This is a genomic window from Paraburkholderia sp. SOS3 (assembly GCF_001922345.1).
Classification (GTDB): domain Bacteria; phylum Pseudomonadota; class Gammaproteobacteria; order Burkholderiales; family Burkholderiaceae; genus Paraburkholderia.
The window spans coordinates 762,129-778,226 of record NZ_CP018811.1 but is presented as its reverse complement, the minus strand read 5'-3'; the positions used below and the strand labels follow the sequence as shown (position 1 = coordinate 778,226).

The following is a 16,098-nucleotide window of genomic DNA, read 5'->3' as shown; positions in this document are numbered from 1 at the left end:
TCAGGCTTCCTTCGCGATCATGTAGCCGAGGCCGCGTACGTTGCGAATCAGGTCCGCGCCGAGCTTCTTGCGCAGCGCATGGATATACACCTCGACGGTGTTGCTGCCGATTTCCTCGCCCCAGCCGTACATTTTTTCTTCGAGCTGGCTTTTCGACAGCACTGCGCCGGGCCGCGCGAGCAACGCGGCGAGCAACGCGAATTCGCGCGCGGACAGCGCGACCGGCGCGCCATCGAGCGTCACCTGGTGCGAAGCCGGATCGAGCGTGAGCGCGCCGTGGCGGATCGTCGAATCGCTGCGGCCCGACTGGCGGCGGATCAACGCGCGCATGCGCGCGCCGAGTTCGTCGAGGTCGAACGGCTTCACGAGATAGTCGTCGGCGCCCGCATCGAGGCCTTTCACGCGATCGGCCACCGCGTCGCGCGCGGTGACGATCAGCACCGGCACCGACAGCCCGCGCGTGCGCACCGTGCGCAACACATCGAGGCCGTCGCGCTTGGGCAGCCCGAGGTCGAGCAGCATCAGATCGTACGGTTCGCCCGAGACGGCGCTGAGCGCCGCTTCGCCGTCCTGCACCCAGTCGACTGCGAAGCCTTCGCCGCGCAGCGCCTTGCGTACGCCTTCGGCGATCATCCGGTCGTCTTCGACAAGCAGTATGCGCATGGCTTTCGTAATCCGCGGAGGAGAAGCCTGCATTCTAGCGCCCGCTTACGAAAGCTCGCGACGAACGGCTTTTTTGCGCAGCGGCGCGGCAACTCTCTACAATGAGCGCTTTTGCGCGCCGGCGAGTTGCCGGCAACGCGCCGGCACGTAGTTGCATTTGCGCTTCATGCGCGCACGCCGCGCTTGCGCTGCCGGTGCTGGCCGCACACAATCCACGGCGTGGGCGTCGCGCGCCGCAGCAAGACCCGAATACGAAAGCTTTCCCGAAGATCGACCGTACATGACGCCCGCATCATTTTCTGCGCTTATTCGCGGCTCCCGTCGCTCCCGCCGCCCTGTCCGCATTTCTTCGTACGCACGATATTTTTCACGCAGCGCCGCCGTGCTGTTCGCGTGTGCCGCGCTCGTCTGCGCGGCGCCCGCGCAGGCGCGGAAAAAAACGCAGCACCCGTCGGTCAACGTGACGACGGAGCTGCCGCCCGCCGTGATGGCAGGCCTGCAGCGCGCGCATGTGCCGCTGTCGGCGGTCAGCGTGGTCGTCGAGAAGGTCGGCGATCGCACGCCGATGCTTGCACTGAATGCCGGCAAGCCGATGATGCCGGCCTCGACGATGAAGCTCGTCACGACCTACGCGGGCCTGTCGATGCTCGGCGCGGATTACCGCTGGCGCACGACCGCGTACGCGGACGGCAACGTCGATCCGAACGGCGTGCTGCACGGCAATCTGTACATCCAGGGCACCGGCGATCCGAAGCTCGTGCCCGAGGAACTGATCGACCTCGTGCAGAAAATCCACCGCGCGGGCATCACCGGCATCGACGGCGCGCTCGTGCTCGACAAGCGTTTCTTCGATCCGTCGACGCGCGACCTGCCCGCTTTCGACGACGACACCGAAGCGCCGTACAACGTCGGCCCGGACCCGCTGCTGTATGCATTCAAGTCGCTGTCGTTCACGCTGACGCCGTCGCCGGATGGCCGCGTCGCAATCGACGTACTGCCGGCGCTCGCGCAACTGCAGATCGACAACCGTCTGCGCGCGACCGGCGGTCCGTGCCGCGGCGAGCTGAGCGCGCTCAATCCGGTCGTCACGCCCGAAGCGGGCGGCCTCGTCACGGCATCGTTCGACGGCAACTACCCGATGCGCTGCGGCGACCGGACCATCAACGTCGCGACGCTCGATCATTCGGCATTTTTCGCAGGCGGCTTCCTCGCGCTGTGGAAGCAGACCGGCGGCACCTTCAGCGGCACGACGCGCGAAGGCGCCGTGCCGGTCGGCGCGCGGCTCGTTGCCACGCATCTGAGCCCGGTCCTGTCCGACATCGTTCACGACATCAATAAATTCAGCAACAACACGATGGCGCGCAATCTGTTCCTGACGATCGGCGCCGTCGAAAACAAACCGCCCGCGACGCCGGCGAAGTCGATCCGCGCGATCGATTCGTTCATGCAGGGCAGCGGACTGCCGACCGAGTATCTGACGCTCGAAAACGGTTCGGGCCTGTCGCGCAACGAGCAGGTCACGGCGCTGTCGCTCGCCGACGTGCTGCAGGCGGCGAACGCGAGCCCGGTCGCGCAGGTGTTCGTCGATTCGCTGCCGATCGCGGGCGTCGACGGCACGATGCGCCATCGCTTGACGCGCGAGCCCGTCAACGGCAATGCGCATATCAAGACCGGCACGCTGCGCGATGTACGCGCGATTGCCGGTTACGTCGCGTCGGCCGATGGCTTCAGCTATGTCGTCGTGAGCCTCATCAACGATCCGCATGCCGAAGCCGCGCGCGCCGCGCATGACAGCCTGCTCGAATGGGTCTATCAGGGGCCGCAAGCGGCCTTGACCGCATCGCTCGCCGAACCTGCTGCCGAACCGGCAACTGAGCCGCGGCGCAGCAAGCTAAGGAAAAACCCGAAGCGCGGCGCGCATTGAGGAATCCTTCTAGCAACGCGTGCGCGCGCGCAGAGCGAAGCGTGTACGCTGTCGGGCAGCGCTCGCCGTGATCTACGCGGCCAACGTGGCCTGTTGCGACTCATCGCAGCGTATTGCGGTCGATGCGCTTATGAAAATCAAACTACAACGATCGCGTCAGCGGCAGCATGCGACGACGTAACGGCATGCAGTTGCGCGCGCCCCGGAGGGAGACATCAATGCCACTCAATATGGAATCGCTCGCGCCTGTCTTTGCGTCGGTCATCGCCTTGCAGCAACCGGCGTAGCCGTGCAGGGTGCTGCGATCCGCATTGCATTGCACTCAAGTATCAGTTCGACATGCCGTTCAACCGGACGACCGCCCAGCACCGAACAGGCGTCAAGACGCGGCTCGCATCGCGCGCGGCGCGTCCATCTTGCGGCATAGGGCTCCGATGCCCGCTACATAAACGAGAAGACCGGAGACAACATGAAGCAAGCATCACTGCCGTCCCGCCTGCGGCGCGCCGCGCAGATCGGTATTGCGAGCGCCGCATTCGCGGTGCTCGCCGCATGCGGCGGCGGAGACAACAATAGCAACACGAGCAGCGCGCCGGCGGGCGGCGTCAATTTGCAGGTCGTGTCGTTCGGCACGAGCCTTTCCGACGCCGGCACCTATTCGCCAGTCATCACGGCAAACTTCGGCGGCGGCCGATTCACGACGAACCCGGGCGAAGTCTGGACGCAGAAAGTCGCCGAATACTACGGCGGCGCCTTGACGCCCGCTTATCTCGGCGGCTTCGGTCAACCGCTCGTCGCATCGACGGGGCTCGACTATGCGCAAGGCGGCTCGCTCGTGAGCGGCCCGAACGGCATCGGACATGCGCCCGCGAACCTGCCTCCGTATGCGCAAGCGACAACCGTGCCGCTCGTGACACAGGTGCAGAACTACCTGTCCGCGCACGGCGGCTTCAATGCCGGTCAACTGGTGCTCGTCGAAGGCGGCGCGAACGACGTGCTGGTCGCGGCAGAAACCGCGCAAGCGACGATTCAGGCGGCCGTCGCGCAAGGCGTGGATGTGAATACGGCGACGCTTCAGGCGGTCAGCGCACAGGCCAATACGCTCGTCGCCACCGCGCAGCAAATGGTGCAGCAAGTGGTCGCGCCCGTCCTCGCGGCCGGCGCGACGCATGTCGTGGTCGCGAATGTCCCCGATATTGCCGTTGCACCGCTCGGTGTCAGTTCCGGACCGTCGGGTCAGCAGTTGTTCAAGACGCTCGTCGGCGCGTTCAACCAGTCGCTCGCGGGCACGCTCGCCGCCACCGGCCTGATGAGCAAGGTGATCTACGTGCAGACCGATCAGTGGATCGACAACGCGGTGGCGAACTATCAGGCGAACGGATTTACCGTGTCCAATACGGGCACCGCGTGCAAGCTCGCGGAGATGCAGGCCGCGGCGCAGCAGTTCGGCGAATCGGATCCGAGTGCGTTTGCGTCGTCGCTGTTCTGCTCGCCGCAGCTCTACACGGTGGCGGGCGCGGACCAGAGCTACATGTTCGCCGATACGATTCACCCGACTACGCATTTGCACGCGCTGTTCGCAGCGAACGTCGAGCAGGCCATCGCGGCGACGGGGCTTGGGAAGTGAGGCGCGAGGCGTAGTGCGGCGGTCGGCGCGCGATTACACGAGTACACGAGTACACGAGTACACGATTACGCGGCTATTTTTCGCGCGTGTCGCGCCAGACAAGAATGCCCAATCCGTTTGCCTGGTTGGGCATTTTTTTCGGGCCTAGTCGGCGCCCGATGCCTCGAATGCAGCCGCGGCACGGCCGAGCCGATCGTTGACCGCGATCCACGCGAGCGTATCCGGCAGCTTCTCGATCAGAATTCGCGCGACGTTTGCACGATCGAGCGCGCGCAGCAGTCCGTACAGATCGCGCGCATAGGCATGCGGGTCTTCGGGCGCGGCGACGAAGTGAACGCCATCGGCATCGGCCCAACGCCCCGCGCGCGAAGCGCGCGCGACCAGTGCGACACGCTCGCCTGCATCGCGCGCGGCCGCGAGCAGCGGCTCGAGCGCATCGAACGGCAACAGCGCGAGCGGCGTGCGCGGCGCATAGTGCGCCTTCAACGTACCCGATGCTCGCGGCGCCGTCGCATCGGAGCCATCGGGCAGCCGCGGCATCTCGCCGAGCACCTTGGCGATGTCTTGCGGCGTCACATGTCCGGGACGAAGCAGCGCTGGAAAGCCGCGCGACAGATCGACGATCGTCGATTCAATGCCGACATTCGACGGCCCGCCATCGAGCACATGAAGCGCCGCGCCGAACTCGTCGCGCACATGCTGCGCCGTCGTCGGGCTGACGTGACCAAAACGGTTTGCCGACGGCGCCGCGACGCCGCCATGTCCGCCGCGACGCGCGCTGAACGCGTCGAGCAGCGCCTGCGCGACCGGATGCGACGGACAGCGCAAGCCGACCGAATCCTGCCCGCCGCTGACGGCGGCAGAGATATGCGCCGCGCGTTTCAGGATCAGCGTGAGCGGGCCGGGCCAGAACGCATCGATCAGCCGCTGCGCGTCGGCCGGCAGATGGTCGACCCAGTAACGCGGGTCGCCATGCGGCGCGAGATGCACGATCACCGGGTGATTGGCCGGACGCCCCTTCGCCGCGTAAATGCGCGCGACAGCCTCGGGACTCTGCGCATCGCCGCCAAGACCATAAACGGTCTCGGTCGGAAACGCCACGAGTTCGCCGGCATCGAGCAAGGCTGCCGCGTGCTCGATTTGCGCGGCGTCGATTGGCGAAGGCGCAGGCGCACGCGTAGCGTCTCGGTCGCGCCCGCTCACGCCAGCGACGCCATCGCGAGACGCCGATGTGCCCACTTTGCCATCAGGCTGTTTCGATTGATCCGGCATGATCGGAACCGGCTTCAGCTCGTCGGAATATGCAGCAGCCGCGCGCAATCGCGAGCGGCCGTGCGCGCTTCGTCGAGCGTCGCCGCAGTGAAATTCACATGGCCCATCTTACGGCCCGGCCGCGCCTCTTCCTTGCCGTACAGATGCAGGCGCGCGGCCGGCATCGCGGCCACTTCGTGCCACGGCGGCGTCACCGCGGCGCCGCAGTGCGCGCCGCCCTTCGCCGCGCCTGCGCCCTTCGCATCGTTCGCGCTGCCGGGGAACCACACGTCGCCGAGAATATTGAGCATGACCGCCGGCGAATGCTGGCGCGTGTCGCCAAGCGGCATCGCCGTCATCGCGCGCACCTGCTGCTCGAACTGGCTCGTGGCACACGCGTCGACCGTGTAGTGGCCTGAATTGTGCGGCCGCGGCGCCATTTCGTTCGCGACGAGCGAGCCGTCTTCGAGCACGAAGAACTCGACGCACAGCACGCCGACATAGCCGAGCTTCGCGGCGATCTGCAGCGCCGCCTGCTGCGCCTGCATGACGAGTGTCGGACTCGCATCAGGCGCGGGGACGATCGTATGCGACAGTACGCCGTCGCGATGCGTGTTCTGCGCGAGCGCGTAGACGGCCGACGCGCCGTTCGCGCCGCGCGCGATCAGCGCCGACACTTCGAACTTGAGCGGCAGCCGCTTTTCGAGCACACAGGCGACGCCGCCGAGCGACGCATGCGCTTGCCGCACGTCGTCGGCATTGTTCACGCGCACCTGGCCCTTGCCGTCGTAGCCGAGGCGCGCGGTTTTCAGAATGCCGGGCAGTACCGCTTCGAGCGCGGCGTCGCCGAGCGCGGCGAGTGCATCGGACGATTCGATCACCACATGCGGCGCCACCGGCACACCCGACGCGGCGATAAAACGCTTCTCCGCGATCCGGTCCTGCGCGACCGCGACGCAGCGTCCCGCGGGACTCACGAATGTCGTGCGCGCCAGAAAATCGAGGCTTGCCGCCGGCACGTTCTCGAATTCCGTCGAGACCGCCGCGCACAGCCGGGCGAGTTCGGTGAGCGCCGCTTCGTCGTCGTAGGCTGCGCGCAGATGCTTGTCCGCGACCGAACCGGCCGGGCTCGTTTCGTCCGGATCGAGCACGGCCACGCGATAGCCCATCGCCTGCGCGGCGAAGCAGAACATGCGGCCGAGCTGGCCGCCACCGACCATGCCCAGCCATGCGCCGGGCAGAATCGGTGAAACCGGGGTGTTGTCAGAACTCATATTCAAAGTCGCTTCGGGATCCGATGGGTTCACAGCGAGGGCAGCACCATCGCATGCGCCGCCTGATTCTGACGCACGCGGAATGCGGCGAGCTTGTCCGCGTATTCGGGCAGCGTGCCCGAGAGCATCGACACCGCGAACAGCGCCGCGTTCGCCGCGCCCGCTTCGCCGATCGCAAACGTCGCGACCGGCACGCCCTTCGGCATCTGCACGATCGAGTGCAACGAATCGACGCCCTTCAGATACTTGCTCGCAACGGGCACGCCGAGCACCGGCACCGTGGTTTTCGCGGCAAGCATGCCCGGCAGGTGCGCCGCGCCGCCCGCGCCGGCGATGATCGCGCGCAGACCGCGCTCGCGCGCGCCTTGCGCATACGCGAACATCTCGTCGGGCATCCGGTGCGCGGAGACGACCTTCGCCTCGTACGGCACGCCGAACTCCTGCAGCATCGCGACCGCATGCTTCATCACGTCCCAGTCGGAGCTGGAGCCCATCAGCACGCCGACGAGCGGCGCGTCGTGAGCATGTACTGCGGCGGTTTGAACTTCACTCATGTTCTACGGATTCCTTCATGCGTCCTTGATGCGTTTTCACGCGTGCTTCAGGCGAGCGTCTGCCCGGTCAACCGTTCGAGCGCCTCGCGGTATTTGCCGGCCGTCTTCGCGACCACGTCGTCGGGCAGCTTCGGCGCCGGCGGTTCCTTCTTCCATGGTTGCGTTTCGAGCCAGTCGCGCACGAACTGCTTGTCGAAAGAAGGCGGGTTCGTGCCGACCTTGTATTCGTCCGCCGGCCAGAAGCGCGACGAATCGGCCGTCAGCACTTCGTCCATCAGATACAGCTTGCCGTGGTTGTCGAGGCCGAATTCGAACTTCGTATCCGCGATGATGATGCCGCGCGTCGCGGCGAAATCGGCGGCCTCCTTGTACAGGCGAATCGAGATGTCGCGGATCGTCGCCGACAGCTCGGTACCGATGCGGCGCTCCATTTCGTTATAGGTGATGTTTTCGTCGTGATGGCCCATCTCGGCCTTCGCTGCCGGCGTGAAAATCGGCTCGGGCAGTTTCTGCGCGTTCTGCAGGCCAGGCGGCAGTTCGACGCCGCAGATCGCGCCCGTCGCCTGATAGTCTTTCCAGCCGCTGCCGGCCAGATAGCCGCGCACGACCGCTTCGACGAGAATCGGCTCGAGCTTCTTCACGACGACCGCGCGCCCTTTCACCTGCGCCACTTCGTCCGGCGCGACGACCGTTTCGGGCGCGACGCCCGTCAGGTGATTCGGCACGATGTCCTTGAGCTTCTCGAACCAGAAGTCGGCCATCTGGTTCAGCACGCGGCCCTTGTCCGGAATCGGCTCGCCCATGATCACGTCGAACGCCGACAGACGGTCGGTCGTGACGATCAGCAGCTTGTCGTTGCCCACCGCATAGTTGTCGCGGACCTTGCCGCGGCCCAGCAGCGGCAGCGAGCGGAGCGTGGATTCGTAAAGGGTAGACATCGTCGTGGCTCGTAAAAAAAGTGCTGAAAATGAGGCAAAAACACTGCCCTGACAAAAGGGTGCAACGTGAAGGCGAACAGCAAAGGGAAAACGCCGTTCCCCGGGGCAAGCGGGAACGGCGATGCCTTCGAAACTACACGGCGCGCGGGCGGGAACGTAGCAACCGCGTTGCAAACCGCGTCGCCGCCCGCGCGCATGCGCCTCTTCGACTGCTTTGGCCTTAGCGAACCACCTGCGCGAGTTCGCCCGCCTTGTATCGCTCCGCCATCTTGTCCAGCGCGACGGGCTTGATCTTGCCGGCCTGCCCTTCGCAACCGAACGCGACGAAACGATCGACACACACCTTTTTCGCCGCCTCGCGGGCCGGTTTCAGATAGTCGCGCGGATCGAACTTCGACGGATTCTGCACGAAGTAACGGCGGATCGCGCCGGTGATCGCGAGGCGCAGATCGGTGTCGATATTGATCTTGCGCACGCCATGCCTGATGCCTTGCTGAATCTCTTCGACCGGCACGCCGTACGTTTCCTTCATGTCGCCGCCGAACTCGCGAATTTCAGCGAGCAGTTCCTGCGGCACCGACGAAGAACCGTGCATCACGAGGTGCGTATTCGGAATGCGCTCGTGAATTTCCCTGATGCGCTGGATCGACAGGATATCGCCGGTCGGCTTCTTCGAGAACTTGTACGCGCCGTGCGACGTGCCGATCGCAATTGCGAGCGCGTCGCACTGCGTGAGCTTCACGAAATCGGCGGCCTGCTCGACATCGGTCAGCAGTTGCTCGCGCGTCATCGTGCCCTCGGCGCCGTGACCGTCTTCCTTGTCGCCCTTCATCGTTTCCAGCGAACCGAGCACGCCCAGTTCCGCTTCGACCGTCACGCCGATCGAATGCGCCGCTTCGACGACCTTGCGCGACACGTCGACGTTGTACTCGTACGATGCAACCGACTTGCCATCCGCTTCGAGCGAGCCGTCCATCATCACGCTCGTGAAACCGCTGCGGATCGCCGCCATGCACACCGCCGGCGATTGCCCGTGATCCTGGTGCATCACGACCGGGATGTGCGGATACGACTCGACCGCGGCTTCGATCAGATGACGCAGAAACGGCTCGCCCGCATATTTGCGCGCACCGGCCGACGCCTGCATGATCACCGGCGATCCGACCTGATCGGCCGCCGCCATGATCGCCTGCACCTGCTCGAGATTGTTCACGTTGAAAGCCGGCAATCCGTAGCCGTTTTCAGCCGCGTGGTCCAGCAATTGACGCATTGATACGAGAGGCATTTGCTACTCCTTGGATTTCAAACGAAAACCTTGGCCCGCGGCATCTCTGCGTCAAAAGCGCAATTTTACGTGAAGCAGGCCGCGTTCCCGTGCGCACCGCACGAGCGCCGCGCGTCGTGCGTTCGACGCGCGCCTGCTGTGGGGTGCGCCGCCTCTCCCGGGATAGGCGGCCCGCCGCGCGATGCCGTTGCTGCGCTGACGTCGCGTTGCAAGGCGATCGGTCAGCCGGTTGCGGGCGTGATTCTTTTAAGTGTCTTTACCGCGGCGCGCTCCATCCCGCGCCGCGCTTGCACCCGCACGGTCTCCCGTGCGGGTTTGCTGCGTCCTGCCAGTCCAGTTTCAGTACGGCTCGCCGACGCGCACGATCTTCAGCGTGTTCGTGCCGCCTGCCTGACCCATCGGCTCGCCGACCGTCAGCACGACCATATCGCCGCGCGCCGCATAGCCCTTGCTGACCACCACTTCGAGTGCCTGCTGCAACGCGATGTCGCGATCGGTCGAGCTGTCGAGATGCAGCGGGTTCACGTTGCGGTAAATCTGCATCGCGCGCTCGCTGCCGATGCGCGGCGTCAGCGCGAAGATCGGCACATGCGTCCAGTGGCGCGACATCCACAGCGCGGTCGAACCGGACTCCGTCAACGCGACGATGGCCTTCGCGCCGAGGTGATACGCGGTGAACAGCGCGCCCATCGCGATCGACTGATCGATGCGCGTGAACGTGCGGTCGAGAAAATCGCGATCGAGTTCGACGTGCTCGGACTTCTCCGCTTCGACGCAGATCGCCGCCATCGTTTCGATCGTCTGCACCGGATACTTGCCGGCCGCCGATTCGGCCGACAGCATCACCGCGTCGGTGCCGTCGAGCACCGCGTTCGCGACGTCGGACACTTCGGCGCGCGTCGGCACCGGCGCGTGGATCATCGACTCCATCATCTGCGTCGCGGTGATCACGAACTTGTTCGAATCGCGCGCCATCTTGATCATGCGCTTTTGCAGCGCCGGCACCGCTGCGTTGCCCACTTCGACTGCGAGGTCGCCGCGCGCGACCATGATGCCGTCCGACGCGTCGAGAATGCCTTGCAGCGCAGGAATCGCTTCGGCGCGCTCGATCTTCGCGATCATCTTCGGCTTGATGTTGTACGGCGCGCCCGCGATATTCGCGAGCTGGCGCGCCATCTCCATGTCGGTCGCGTTCTTCGGGAACGATACCGCGACGTAATCCGCGCCGAGCGACATCGCCGTGCGGATGTCTTCCATGTCTTTCGCGGTCAGCGCGGGCGCGGTCAGGCCGCCGCCCTGGCGGTTGATGCCCTTGTTGTTCGACAGATCGCCGCCGATCTTCACGACCGTGTGGATCTCGTTGCCGATCACGCGCGAAACGCTCAGCACGATCAGGCCGTCGTTGAGCAGCAGCACATCGCCCGGCTTCAGGTCGCGCGGCAGGTCCTTGTAATCGAGACCGACGCGCTCGTCATTGCCGAGCTCCTCGTACCCCGCATCGAGAATGAACGTATTACCGGCGACGAGCGTGACCTTGCTGTTCTCGAACTTGCCGACGCGAATCTTCGGGCCTTGCAGATCGGCCATCAGGCCGACTTCGCGGCCGACTTGCCGGGCCGCTTCGCGTACGAATTCGGCGCGCTGACGATGGTCGTCGGCGGTGCCGTGTGAAAAGTTGAGCCGCACCACATCGAGGCCTGCCTCGATCATTTGTTTCAGGGTTTCCAGCGTGCTGGAAGCCGGGCCGATGGTAGCGACTATCTTGGTGGCGCGATGCATGAGTCTCCTCGTGTGGGTTGAACCGCTGGGAAGTGCGCTCTGAGTCGGATGCGGAGGCTGCGCGCCGACGGTGACTGCCGGGGCGAGTGCGCCGTTTGTGCTGCTGGTCCCGCCGCGTACGACAAGCGCGGCGGCCGGCATCGGCGTCGGGTTCTGGGGTATTGCCGCGCGGTGGGCCACGCTATTCGTGTTCTGCGTATTCTGGCTATTGTGCGCCTGCGGCTGGTGCGCAGGCGTGGTCGAAGCGGGGGCGGTGTGCACCGCCACTTCGGGTGCATCGGCAACGGCCACGTCGGCCGCCGTTTGTGCTTCGATCATCGGTTCGCCGGCCGCTCGCTGCGGCCGCGCACCGTCTTTCGCTGGTGTTGCGCGCTCCCCTGCCGTTGATCCCGCACGCGACGAGGAACGCGTTTTTCGAGTGGTACTGGAAGGAGAGCGCTGTGCCACGGTCAGGCCCGCGATTCGAGAACTTCGACGGCCGGCAGCTTCTTGCCCTCGAGGAATTCGAGGAAGGCGCCGCCGCCCGTCGAGATATAGCTGACCTTGTCGTGAATGCCGTATTTCGCGATTGCCGCGAGCGTATCGCCGCCGCCGGCAATCGAATACGCGGGCGACTTCGCGATCGCATCGGCGAGCGTCTTCGTGCCGTTGCCGAACGGGTCGAACTCGAATACGCCGACCGGTCCGTTCCAGACGATCGTGCCGGCCTTGCCGAGTTGCGCGGCCAGCACCTTCGCGGTTTCCGGGCCGATGTCGAGAATCATGTCGTCATCCTGCACATCGGCGACCTGCTTGATCTCGGCCTTCGCGGTCGGCGCAAATTCCTTCGCCGTGACGACATCGGTCGGGATCGGCACCGAGGCGCCGCGCGCTTTGGCCTGCTCGATGATCGCCTTCGCTTCCTCGACGAGATCGGCTTCGGCAAGCGACTTGCCGATCTTCAGGCCCGCGGCCAGCATGAACGTGTTCGCAATGCCGCCGCCGACGATCAGCTGGTCGACCTTCTCGGCCAGCGACTTCAGGATAGTGAGCTTGGTCGACACTTTCGAACCCGCGACGATCGCCACGAGCGGCCGCTTCGGCGCGCCCAGCGCCTTGCCGAGCGCCTCGAGCTCGGCGGCGAGCAGCGGCCCCGCGCAGGCGACGGCCGCATACTTCGCGATGCCATGCGTCGTTGCTTCGGCGCGGTGCGCGGTGCCGAATGCGTCGTTCACATAGATGTCGCAGAGCTTTGCCATTTTTTGCGCGAGTTCGTCCGAGTCTTTCTTTTCGCCCTTGTTGGTGCGGCAATTCTCGAGCAGCACGACCTGGCCCGGCGCGACGTTCACGCCGTTTTCGACCCAGTGCTGCACGAGCGGCACGTCGCGGCCGAGCAGTTCGGCGAGCCGCTTCGCGACCGGCGCAAGCGAGTCTTCGGGCTTCAGCTCGCCCTCGGTCGGACGGCCCAGGTGCGACGTGACCATGACGGCCGCGCCGGCATCGAGTGCAGCCTTGATGCCGGGCACCGATGCGCGGATACGGGTGTCTTCGGTGATGTTGCCCGCGTCGTCTTGCGGGACGTTGAGGTCGGCGCGAATGAACACGCGTTTGCCGGACAGCTTGCCTTCGGCGATCAGATCGGAGAGACGCAATACGTGGCTCATGGACATGTGTTTGCGAGTTGATTGGAAGGCGGTTGGCGGACGCTGCAGCCAATCAGAAGCAGCGGCAAGAACGCCGGGATCGTTGATGGAAGACGGTCGCGGTGCGTGCTGCGGCCCTGCTGTGGCGCAAGCAGCGGCCGGGTTGCGGGCTGCCTGCGGGTGCTGGCGGGTCCACCGAAGGCTGCCATTTTAACCGATACCCTCCCCGTTTCGATCCGCCCCCTCGCTGATTGACAATATTCGGGAAACGCGGCCCCTGCCCTGCATGCGAACTCCGCACAATTATGTTTCGCCGACCTTTCGCCTGCCGGGCCGATTCGGCCTGCATGCGCGCCGAACGCCTACAACCACAGCCGCAATGCCGTGAAAACGAGCATGCCGACAATAATCGTCTCGACCATGCTGCGACGCAGCAAATACCAGAGCAACCCCGCGAGCGTCGCGTAGAAATCGTGATTCGTCAGCGCGAACGACACGCCTTCGTCCGTCACGAGCACGTCGGGCAGCACGACGGCGATCAACGCCGCGGCCGGCGCGTAGCGCAGCATCCGCTGCACGCGCTCGGGCAGCACGGTGCGCTCGCCGCCGATCAGGAACAGCGCGCGCGTCAACGCCGTGACGAACATCATGCCGAGTATCGCGAGCCAGATCTGCGTGGCGGTCATGGCGCGTCTCCGGCGCGGTTGCGCACACGGCGCAAGTCCGCGCGCTCGACCATCAGATCGGTCGCGCTGCCTGCGGCGATCGCCGCGATGACGGCGATCGGCAACGCGAGGCGGTACGGCAGGTTAAACGCGATCAGCGACACGACGCCCGCGACCGCGACGGCCGCGAGCGTCGAGCGGTTCGCGATCGCCGACACCATGATCGGGATCAGCGCGAGCGTGCCGGCGAGGCTCAAGCCCCAGTTGTCAGGAAACAGGCTCGCGAGCAGGATGCCGATGATCGACGACACCTGCCACGACACCCAGCTCGCAACGGCCATACCCCAGAAGAACGGCTCCTTGCCCGGCACATAGCCGGTTGCGAACGCCTTCTTCTGGAACAGCAGGTAAATGATGTCGCCGTTGAAGTAGCCGACGAGCAGCCGCCGCCACAACGGCAGATACGCGAAATGCGGCGCGAGTCCCGCACTGAAAATGACGAAACGCGTGTTGACCATTGCCGCGGTGAGCAGCACGGTCCAGATCGGCAGCTTCGCGGCAAGCAACGGCAGCACCGCCAGCTGCGACGAGCCCGCATAGACCAGCAGCGACATGCCGAGCGCCTGCGGCACCGTCATGATCGATTTGCTCATCGCGATGCCGGTGACGAGCCCCCACGAGAAGATCGCCATCAAGGTCGGGGAATAGGTGCGCAAACCTTCGTGAAAGGCGCGGCGATCGGGTTCGGACAGGCGAGCGAGCATCAGGAGGAAGGCGCCGGCGCGTCTTGCGGCGCATCGGCAAAAAAGCGCTACCGGGACCTTGCAACGCGCGTTGCAACCCGATGACGTAAAAGAATTCATGTTATGCGTGCGCGGAATTATAGCGTCCGCTCTGCTCGGAAATCCCGGTCCACGTACAAAAGACGCTAAAATAGCGGTCTTCACCGCCTCGCAGGAATTGCGATCAGCCCATTTCGCAACCGGCCCGCAGGCCAGGCTCCCGCAACTGCATCATTTCGAATCACACGCTACAGCACCGCCCTGGAGAATCGTATGTCAATGGCCGACCGCGACGGCAAGATCTGGATGGATGGCAAGCTCATCGACTGGCGCGACGCCAAAATCCATGTGCTTACCCACACGCTGCACTACGGCATGGGCGTATTCGAAGGCGTACGCGCCTATAAGACGGCCGACGGCGGCACCTCGATCTTCCGCCTGAAAGAGCACACGAAGCGGCTCTTCAATTCGGCGAAGATCTTCCAGATGGACGTGCCGTTCGATCAGGAAACGATCTCGGCCGCGCAACGTGAAGTGGTGCGCGAGAACAAGCTCGAATCGTGCTACCTGCGCCCGATCGTCTGGGTCGGCTCGGAAAAGCTCGGCGTGTCCGCGCGCGGCAATACCATCCACGTCGCGATCGCCGCATGGCCGTGGGGCGCGTACCTCGGCGAAGACGGCATGACGAAGGGCATCCGCGTGAAGACGTCGTCGTTTACGCGTCACCACGTGAACGTGTCGATGGTCCGCGCGAAAGCATCGGGCTGGTACGTGAACTCGATCCTCGCGAACCAGGAAGCCACGGCCGACGGTTACGACGAAGCGCTGCTGCTCGACGTCGACGGCTACGTGTCGGAAGGCTCGGGCGAGAACTTCTTTCTCGTCAACAACGGCAAGCTGTACACGCCCGATCTGTCGTCGTGCCTCGACGGCATCACGCGCGATACGGTCATCACGCTGGCGCGGGACGCGGGCATCGAAGTGATCGAAAAGCGCATTACGCGCGACGAAGTCTATACGTGCGACGAAGCGTTCTTCACCGGCACGGCGGCCGAAGTCACGCCGATCCGCGAACTCGACAACCGCACGATCGGCGCCGGCACGCGCGGCCCGGTCACCGAGAAGCTGCAGTCGGGGTTCTTCGATATCGTGAACGGCAGGAGCGCGAAGTACGCGCACTGGCTCACGAAAATCTGATAAGCCTGTTCAAGCGCAAACCCGAGCGGGCGCCGCGCTGCGCTTGACGAAGCCGACCGGCGCCCGGCACCCCGCATAGACGAGAAAGTCCCATGAGCGAAATCAAGGAAATGCCGCTGGTCGAACTGTCGGCAAAAGATCTGCCCGCTTACTGCCCGAATCCGGCAATGCCGCGCTGGAGCATGCACCCGCGCGTGTTTATCGATGTCACGCACGGCGAAGCGCGCTGCCCGTATTGCGGCACGCGCTACAAGCTGCGCGACGGCGAAGTGGTCAAAGGCCACTGAAGCGAGCGCCGGCGGGGAACAGGCCAGGCCTCGCACCGCGGCAACGGTGGGAGCCTCGAGCCTGAGCGCGTGCTTACGCGTATAGCGCGTGCGTCTATTCCGGCGCCTGTTTTCGACACCGCTGTCGACGCAGCTTTCGATGCCGCCGTCGATGCCTGTTTCAGCGCATCGTTGAACGCATCTTTCAGTGCGTCTTTCAACGCATCTTTCAGATTCATAACCCGAACGCCGCACACGTTTCGCGCGGCGA

At 65.0% G+C, this 16,098-nt stretch carries 14 protein-coding genes; 4 read left to right on the top strand and 10 right to left on the bottom strand.

The annotated features are described in order from the left end of the window. On the bottom strand, positions 1–663 hold the full coding sequence (locus BTO02_RS03550) for a response regulator (RefSeq protein ID WP_075155865.1): 663 nt from the start codon (positions 661–663) through the stop codon (positions 1–3). A 280-nt stretch (positions 664–943) separates the two neighbouring features. On the opposite strand from BTO02_RS03550, the gene dacB reads away from it, so the two are divergent. Then, entirely contained in the window at positions 944–2,587 is a 1,644-nt protein-coding gene (gene dacB / locus BTO02_RS03545; protein WP_198039181.1) for a D-alanyl-D-alanine carboxypeptidase/D-alanyl-D-alanine endopeptidase, read from the top strand. 445 nt (positions 2,588–3,032) lie between these two features. Beyond that, positions 3,033–4,214 (top strand): SGNH/GDSL hydrolase family protein, encoded by a 1,182-nt coding sequence (locus BTO02_RS03540; RefSeq protein WP_442953452.1) that lies wholly within the window; start codon positions 3,033–3,035, stop codon positions 4,212–4,214. Positions 4,215–4,358: 144 nt separating this feature from the next. Here BTO02_RS03540 and BTO02_RS03535 read toward each other — a convergent pair whose 3' ends face one another. The 9 genes from BTO02_RS03535 to BTO02_RS03495 form a co-directional block, all read right to left on the bottom strand. Next, complete coding sequence (locus tag BTO02_RS03535) at positions 4,359–5,486, bottom strand: L-threonylcarbamoyladenylate synthase (RefSeq protein WP_442953433.1); 1,128 nt, start codon at positions 5,484–5,486, stop codon at positions 4,359–4,361. A 14-nt stretch (positions 5,487–5,500) separates the two neighbouring features. Beyond that, entirely contained in the window at positions 5,501–6,739 is a 1,239-nt protein-coding gene (locus BTO02_RS03530; protein ID WP_075158556.1) for a 5-(carboxyamino)imidazole ribonucleotide synthase, read from the bottom strand. A gap of 29 nt (positions 6,740–6,768) precedes the next feature. Further along, positions 6,769–7,293: a 5-(carboxyamino)imidazole ribonucleotide mutase gene (gene purE / locus BTO02_RS03525; RefSeq protein ID WP_075155862.1), complete on the bottom strand. Its 525-nt coding sequence runs from the start codon at positions 7,291–7,293 to the stop codon at positions 6,769–6,771. 47 nt (positions 7,294–7,340) lie between these two features. Next, positions 7,341–8,231, bottom strand: a complete 891-nt coding sequence (locus tag BTO02_RS03520; protein WP_075155861.1) for a phosphoribosylaminoimidazolesuccinocarboxamide synthase — start codon at positions 8,229–8,231, stop codon at positions 7,341–7,343. 220 nt (positions 8,232–8,451) lie between these two features. Beyond that, positions 8,452–9,516 (bottom strand): class II fructose-bisphosphate aldolase, encoded by a 1,065-nt coding sequence (gene fba, locus BTO02_RS03515; protein ID WP_075155860.1) that lies wholly within the window; start codon positions 9,514–9,516, stop codon positions 8,452–8,454. Positions 9,517–9,855: 339 nt separating this feature from the next. Further along, positions 9,856–11,295 carry a pyruvate kinase gene (pyk, locus tag BTO02_RS03510; protein ID WP_075158555.1) on the bottom strand — a complete coding sequence of 480 codons (1,440 nt, stop codon included), beginning with the start codon at positions 11,293–11,295 and terminating at the stop codon, positions 9,856–9,858. A gap of 449 nt (positions 11,296–11,744) precedes the next feature. Next, complete coding sequence (locus BTO02_RS03505; protein WP_075155859.1) at positions 11,745–12,938, bottom strand: phosphoglycerate kinase; 1,194 nt, start codon at positions 12,936–12,938, stop codon at positions 11,745–11,747. A 341-nt stretch (positions 12,939–13,279) separates the two neighbouring features. Continuing rightward, positions 13,280–13,603, bottom strand: coding sequence for an AzlD domain-containing protein (locus BTO02_RS03500; protein WP_075155858.1), 324 nt, complete (start codon positions 13,601–13,603; stop codon positions 13,280–13,282). Continuing rightward, on the bottom strand, positions 13,600–14,346 hold the full coding sequence (locus BTO02_RS03495; protein WP_075155857.1) for an AzlC family ABC transporter permease: 747 nt from the start codon (positions 14,344–14,346) through the stop codon (positions 13,600–13,602). Before BTO02_RS03495 ends, BTO02_RS03500 begins: the two co-directional genes overlap by 4 nt. Before the next feature lie 291 nt (positions 14,347–14,637). Between BTO02_RS03495 and BTO02_RS03490 the strand changes: the two genes are divergently transcribed. Together BTO02_RS03490 and BTO02_RS03485 are read left to right on the top strand one after the other, a co-directional pair. Continuing rightward, complete coding sequence (locus tag BTO02_RS03490) at positions 14,638–15,561, top strand: branched-chain amino acid transaminase (protein ID WP_075155856.1); 924 nt, start codon at positions 14,638–14,640, stop codon at positions 15,559–15,561. Between the two features lie 92 nt (positions 15,562–15,653). Continuing rightward, complete coding sequence (locus BTO02_RS03485) at positions 15,654–15,848, top strand: zinc-finger domain-containing protein (protein ID WP_075155855.1); 195 nt, start codon at positions 15,654–15,656, stop codon at positions 15,846–15,848. Positions 15,849–16,098 lie beyond the last annotated feature (250 nt).

What these genes read in the sequence shown, in the direction of transcription:
- BTO02_RS03550 (WP_075155865.1), bottom strand. Translation starts at nt 663, where the DNA reads ATGCGCATACTGCTTGTCGAAGACGACCGGATGATCGCCGAAGGCGTA.
- dacB (WP_198039181.1), top strand. Translation starts at nt 944, where the DNA reads ATGACGCCCGCATCATTTTCTGCGCTTATTCGCGGCTCCCGTCGCTCC.
- BTO02_RS03535 (WP_442953433.1), bottom strand. Translation starts at nt 5,486, where the DNA reads ATGCCGGATCAATCGAAACAGCCTGATGGCAAAGTGGGCACATCGGCG.
- BTO02_RS03530 (WP_075158556.1), bottom strand. Translation starts at nt 6,739, where the DNA reads ATGAGTTCTGACAACACCCCGGTTTCACCGATTCTGCCCGGCGCATGG.
- purE (WP_075155862.1), bottom strand. Translation starts at nt 7,293, where the DNA reads ATGAGTGAAGTTCAAACCGCCGCAGTACATGCTCACGACGCGCCGCTC.
- BTO02_RS03520 (WP_075155861.1), bottom strand. Translation starts at nt 8,231, where the DNA reads ATGTCTACCCTTTACGAATCCACGCTCCGCTCGCTGCCGCTGCTGGGC.
- fba (WP_075155860.1), bottom strand. Translation starts at nt 9,516, where the DNA reads ATGCCTCTCGTATCAATGCGTCAATTGCTGGACCACGCGGCTGAAAAC.
- pyk (WP_075158555.1), bottom strand. Translation starts at nt 11,295, where the DNA reads ATGCATCGCGCCACCAAGATAGTCGCTACCATCGGCCCGGCTTCCAGC.
- BTO02_RS03505 (WP_075155859.1), bottom strand. Translation starts at nt 12,938, where the DNA reads ATGAGCCACGTATTGCGTCTCTCCGATCTGATCGCCGAAGGCAAGCTG.
- BTO02_RS03500 (WP_075155858.1), bottom strand. Translation starts at nt 13,603, where the DNA reads ATGACCGCCACGCAGATCTGGCTCGCGATACTCGGCATGATGTTCGTC.
- BTO02_RS03495 (WP_075155857.1), bottom strand. Translation starts at nt 14,346, where the DNA reads ATGCTCGCTCGCCTGTCCGAACCCGATCGCCGCGCCTTTCACGAAGGT.
- BTO02_RS03490 (WP_075155856.1), top strand. Translation starts at nt 14,638, where the DNA reads ATGTCAATGGCCGACCGCGACGGCAAGATCTGGATGGATGGCAAGCTC.
- BTO02_RS03485 (WP_075155855.1), top strand. Translation starts at nt 15,654, where the DNA reads ATGAGCGAAATCAAGGAAATGCCGCTGGTCGAACTGTCGGCAAAAGAT.